Source organism: Actinomycetota bacterium (genome assembly GCA_036280995.1).
Classification (GTDB): domain Bacteria; phylum Actinomycetota; class CALGFH01; order CALGFH01; family CALGFH01; genus CALGFH01.
The window spans coordinates 1-4,469 of record DASUPQ010000784.1; the positions used below are offsets into that span (position 1 = coordinate 1).

The window sequence follows — 4,469 nt, forward strand, 5'->3', positions numbered from 1 at the left end:
CAGGTGGTCCTGGAGGCGCTGGCCGACGAGGGCAAGATCCGCGCCTACGCCTGGAGCACCGACGACCCGGCGCTGGCCCGCCTGTTCGCCGGCGGGCCCCGGTTCGCGGCCGTCCAGCACGAGCTCAACGTGCTCAACGACACCCCCGAGATGCTCGCGCTCTGGGAGGAGCTGGGCCTGGCCAGCATCGACCGCGGGCCGCTGGGCATGGGGCTGCTCACCGGCAAGTTCCGGCCCGGCTCCCGGCTGGCCGCCGACGACATCCGGGGCACCGACCCGGACTGGATGACCTGGTTCCGCGACGGCCGCCCCGCCCCGGAGTGGCTGGAGCGCCTGGCCGCCGTCCGGGAGGTCCTGACCAGCGGCGGCCGCACCCTGGCCCAGGGCGCCCTGGCCTGGGTCTGGGCGCGCAGCCCGCGCACCGTGCCCATCCCCGGGTTCCGGACCGTCGCCCAGGTCGAGGAGAACGCCGCCGCCATGGCCGCCGGCCCCCTGACCGCCGCCCAGCTGGCCCAGGTCGGCACCCTGCTAGCTGCTGATGGCTGACGCCGCCTGGTGGGTGACGGCCCAGTCCATGTCCTCGGGGTCCCGGCCGGTGGCGTAGGGCTGCGCGACTGCCTGGGACATTCGGCTCGTCCTTCTTTCCGGACCACTCCGGCCAGGCTAGGACGCGGCGACGACCCTGTCTTGAAGGAAATTTCCCGGCCGCTCCCCGTCCCCACCAGGCCGGTTCGTCCGGGCCGCGAACTGGGTCGGGGTGGCGCCGGTGAACTGGTGGAAGTCGCGGATGAGATGGGCCTGATCGGCATAGCCGGCTTCCCGGGCGACCAGCCCCCAGTCCAGCGGCCGGCGCCCGTCCAGACGACCCAGGACACCCTCGAAGCGGACCAGCCGGGCCGCCGTCTTGGGCCGCAGCCCAACCTGTCGCTTGAACCTGGCGATCAGATGCTTGTGGCTCCAGCCCACCTCCCCGGCCAGCTGGGCGATCGGCACCGCCCCACCGGAGGCGACCAGCCGCTCCCAGGCCCGGCCGACCTCGGGCAAGGGCCGCGGCCCTTCCTCAAGCTGCCGCAGCAGGAAGCGGTCCAGCAGGTCGAACCGTCGCCGCCAGCTCGGGGCCTCGCGGAGCCGCTCGCCCAGGCGCCGGCCCTCGGGGCCGAGGACCTCGGCCCGGTCGACGAGCTGGCCGAGGTCCTCGGCCATGGGCAGGCCCAGGAGCCGGAAGGCGGCCAGCGGGTCCAGCCACAGCTCCAGATACGACGGCGCGCAGTCACCGTCCAGGACCGAATACGAGCCACGGGCACCCATGACGAACGCCGGGGGTCGACGCGGCGAGTCGACCAGCTTCACGACCATCGAGACGGAGCTGTCGCGGGCAGGACCAGGTACCGCGGGGTGGTCGCCTCGGTGAAGCCGGCATACCCGCGCGGGAGCAGGCCCCGCAGCCGCGGGTGGGGTGAGGCGGCCAGCCGCGGCCACCTCGCCCGCCATAGCCGCGCTCCAGGAACAGGCGCATGGCCGTGGCCAGGATCGTCGCGCGGGTGTCGGCGGCCGCCCGGGCGCGGCGGGGGGACTGGTAGCACGACCTCACCGGCAGCGTGCTCCCACACCATCCAGGCGGGCTCCGAGGCCACCCACGCCCTCAACATCACCTCGCCGGCCGGCTTCGCCGAGCTCATCGCCCGGGCCGGCACCCCCGCTCACGGCGTCTTCTCCTCGATGGAGGAGGAGGAGGGTGGCGGCCCGGCGCTCCGGTCCCGGCCAACGAGCCGCTCTGGCCGTTCTTCGAGCAGCACCGGCGGCGGTGAGCGCCGCCGGCCCAGGCTACCTGCGGGCCAGGATCAGGGCGCCTCGCTTGGTGATGGTCGCCGGGGTGGCGACCTGCGCGGCGGCGGCGACGGCGGCCTCGGCTGGCACGAACCGCGCCACCAGGTAGTCGCGGACCGCGTTGCGGTCGGGCAGCCGCACCAGCGGCGCATCCCACCGCCGGACCTGGATCTGGCCGAACACCGACCCCACCAGCCCGGGGCCGTCCTCGGCGTCGAAGCTGGAGGGGGGTGGCCGCCAGACGTGGGCCAGCTCGGGCGAGTCGTGGCGGCTGGCCGTGGCGGCGACGAAGGACCCCCCGGGGGCGAGGACCCGGTGGGCCTCGCCGATCGCGACGGCCGGATCGGCGAGATGGTCGAGCACATTGACGGCCACCGCGGCGTCGAACGCCCCGGCGAGGAACGGCAGGGCGGCGGCGGCGGCGGCCTGGACGACCGGCGGCGGATGGGCGCCCAGCATCGTCCGGGAGGCGTCCAGCCCGACCAGCCGCGCCGGCGACCGTGCTGGCAGCGCCGCACGCAGGGCACCTTCGCCGCAGCCGATGTCCAGGATGTGCCGCGCCCCGATCCCGACGAGCAGCTCCGCGAGCTGCTCGTAGAGGCTGCGCGCCGCCGTCAGGTGCCGCCGGGTCACCTCGGCGGCCAGGCGGAACCGCTCGGGATCGGCGTCATAGTCGAACGGCGTGGTCATCGATCCTGTGCCGAGGGGACGGCGTCGCCAGGAGCCGACGAGGCGCGCCGGCGACCGGGCGTCGCCAGCAGCAGCAGCGCGCCCAGCCCGACCAGCGCCAGCAGGGCCTCCAGCCAGCCGCCCACCAGCGGGATCGCCGCGGCCAGGACCACCACCAGCACGCCCAGCGCCAGGGCGCCGAGCCTGCCCAGGAACGAGCGGTCCCGACCGGGGAGCACCAGCCGCCCCAGCGCCAGTCCCACGGTCGCCTGGGCGGCGAAGGCCACGGCGAGGACGAGCAGGAAGACGACGCCCGCCGTGACCAGGAGCCCGCCGAACACCGTCAGCCCGGTCAGGGACCCGAGCCCCAGCAGGCCCAGCACGACCGCCAGCAGCACGGTGGCCAGGACCAGCAGCACCAGCCCTACGACGACGCCGATCACTCCGAGGATCCCGACCCCGAAGCTGGCCAGCGGACGCCCCCGGGCCGCGTCGGCGGCGCCACGGAGCACCCGGGGCGCCAGCCACAGCAGCAGCGCGCCGACGACGAGGAGGCTCACGAACCGCCGCAGGGCGTCCACCGTCCGATCGGCCAGGGTGGGCTCCTGCTCGGCCTCGGGCTGGTCGATGTTGACCCGCTCGCTGCCGCCGACCGAGCCGTCCCGCGCGTAGTTGCCGGTGGAGCCGAGGACGCTCCCGGCGACGGTGCCGTCCACCCGAACTCGCCCGGCGCCGAAGACGAGGTCGCCGCCGATCTGGGCCTCGGAGGCGACGGTCGCCTGCCCGACCCCGAGCAGCAGGTCCTCGCCGACGCGCCCTTCGATGCGGGCCTGGCCGCTGGCCAGCCGGGCGTCGCCGTCGACCTGCCCGGAGATGGTGGTGCTGCCGGCGGCGGCCAGCAGGTCGCCGGTGACCGTGCCGGCCACGATGACCCGGCCCCCGCTGGCGACCAGGTCGCCGTCGACCCGGCCGTCGATCCGAACCGTTCCCCCGGAGGCGACCAGGTCGCCCTGGACCGTCTCGGTGGCGGGGACGGTCACCTCCCGGCCGCTGCGGACCTTCCCGTCCAGCTCGCTCTGCTGGGCGGCGGCCGCCGGTGACAGGGCCAGCGCGACGGCGAGGATCACGACGGTGATGGTGTTCATGACAGTCCCTTTCGCTTGCGGAACGTTCCGACCACGCGCTGCCAGGCGATCTGTTGGACCGCAGGCACCTCGGACGGGTTGCTGGCGATCCTCCGGCCGAGCGTCTTCGCGCTGCCGACGACCGCCTTGCTGGCCTTGCTCGGGTGGCCGGCGTGGAGGGGCGGTTGCGGGTCGTACTCGATGTAGAGCTGGATCGTCTCGGCGTGCTCCCGGCCGGCGATCTGGCCGGTGAGCCACAGGCCGAGGTCGATGCCGGCGCTGACGCCGGCCGCGGTGGCGACCTTGCCGGCGTGCACGATCCGTTGCCCGCGCTGCGGCTTGGCGCCCATGGCGGCCAGTCCGGGCTGCGTCATCCAGTGCGTCGTCGCCGTCCCCGGGCCCGGGCCGGGCACGAGCACGACGTCCGGGTCCGGGGTCTCCTCATAGGTGTGGGTGACGCCCAGGAACAGCACCCCGCTGTCGGCGACCACCGGTCCGGGCGCCGCGCCGACGAAGCGCACCTCGGCGTCGGGCAGCTGCCGCAGGACCTCATACGGCCCGACGGCGTCCAGGGCGGTCAGCCCCGGATACAGCGCGACGGCGATCTGCATGGCTAGGCGCGGGCTACGTTGAAGCTGAACATCATGCCGCTCTGCATGTGCTCGGCGATATGGCAGTGGGCCATCCACAGGCCCGGGTTGGACACGTCGAACAAGATGTCGACGGTCTGGCCGGTGCGGACCAGCACGGTGTCCTTCCAGACCAGGTTGGGCTCAGCAACCCCGTCCCGGGCCAGGACCAGGAACCGGCCGGCGCCGTGGAGGTGGAAGGGATGGTGCATGGGATGGT

General features: G+C 74.6%; 6 protein-coding genes. 1 reads left to right on the forward strand and 5 read right to left on the reverse strand.

Annotated features, from left to right (window positions below; all coding sequences use genetic code 11):
* On the forward strand, window positions 1-546 hold a 546-nt coding region (locus VF468_26185; GenBank protein ID HEX5881776.1), incomplete at its 5' end, for an aldo/keto reductase.
* A 117-nt stretch (window positions 547-663) separates the two neighbouring features.
* On the opposite strand, the gene VF468_26190 is transcribed toward VF468_26185, so the two are convergent.
* From VF468_26190 to VF468_26210, 5 genes are all read right to left on the reverse strand, one after another.
* Window positions 664-1,356, reverse strand: a complete 693-nt coding sequence (locus VF468_26190) for a helix-turn-helix domain-containing protein (protein HEX5881777.1) — start codon at window positions 1,354-1,356, stop codon at window positions 664-666.
* 468 nt (window positions 1,357-1,824) lie between these two features.
* Window positions 1,825-2,517 carry a class I SAM-dependent methyltransferase gene (locus VF468_26195; protein ID HEX5881778.1) on the reverse strand — a complete coding sequence of 231 codons (693 nt, stop codon included), beginning with the start codon at window positions 2,515-2,517 and terminating at the stop codon, window positions 1,825-1,827.
* Entirely contained in the window at window positions 2,514-3,641 is a 1,128-nt protein-coding gene (locus VF468_26200; protein ID HEX5881779.1) for a polymer-forming cytoskeletal protein, read from the reverse strand. Before VF468_26200 ends, VF468_26195 begins: the two co-directional genes overlap by 4 nt.
* A complete protein-coding gene (locus VF468_26205) occupies window positions 3,638-4,231 on the reverse strand; it encodes a DJ-1/PfpI family protein (protein HEX5881780.1) in 594 nt (197 codons plus the stop codon). The genes VF468_26200 and VF468_26205 overlap by 4 nt, the downstream gene beginning before the upstream one ends.
* Window positions 4,232-4,233: 2 nt before the next feature.
* A partial coding sequence (locus VF468_26210) for a multicopper oxidase domain-containing protein (GenBank protein ID HEX5881781.1) occupies window positions 4,234-4,469 on the reverse strand: 236 nt, incomplete at its 5' end.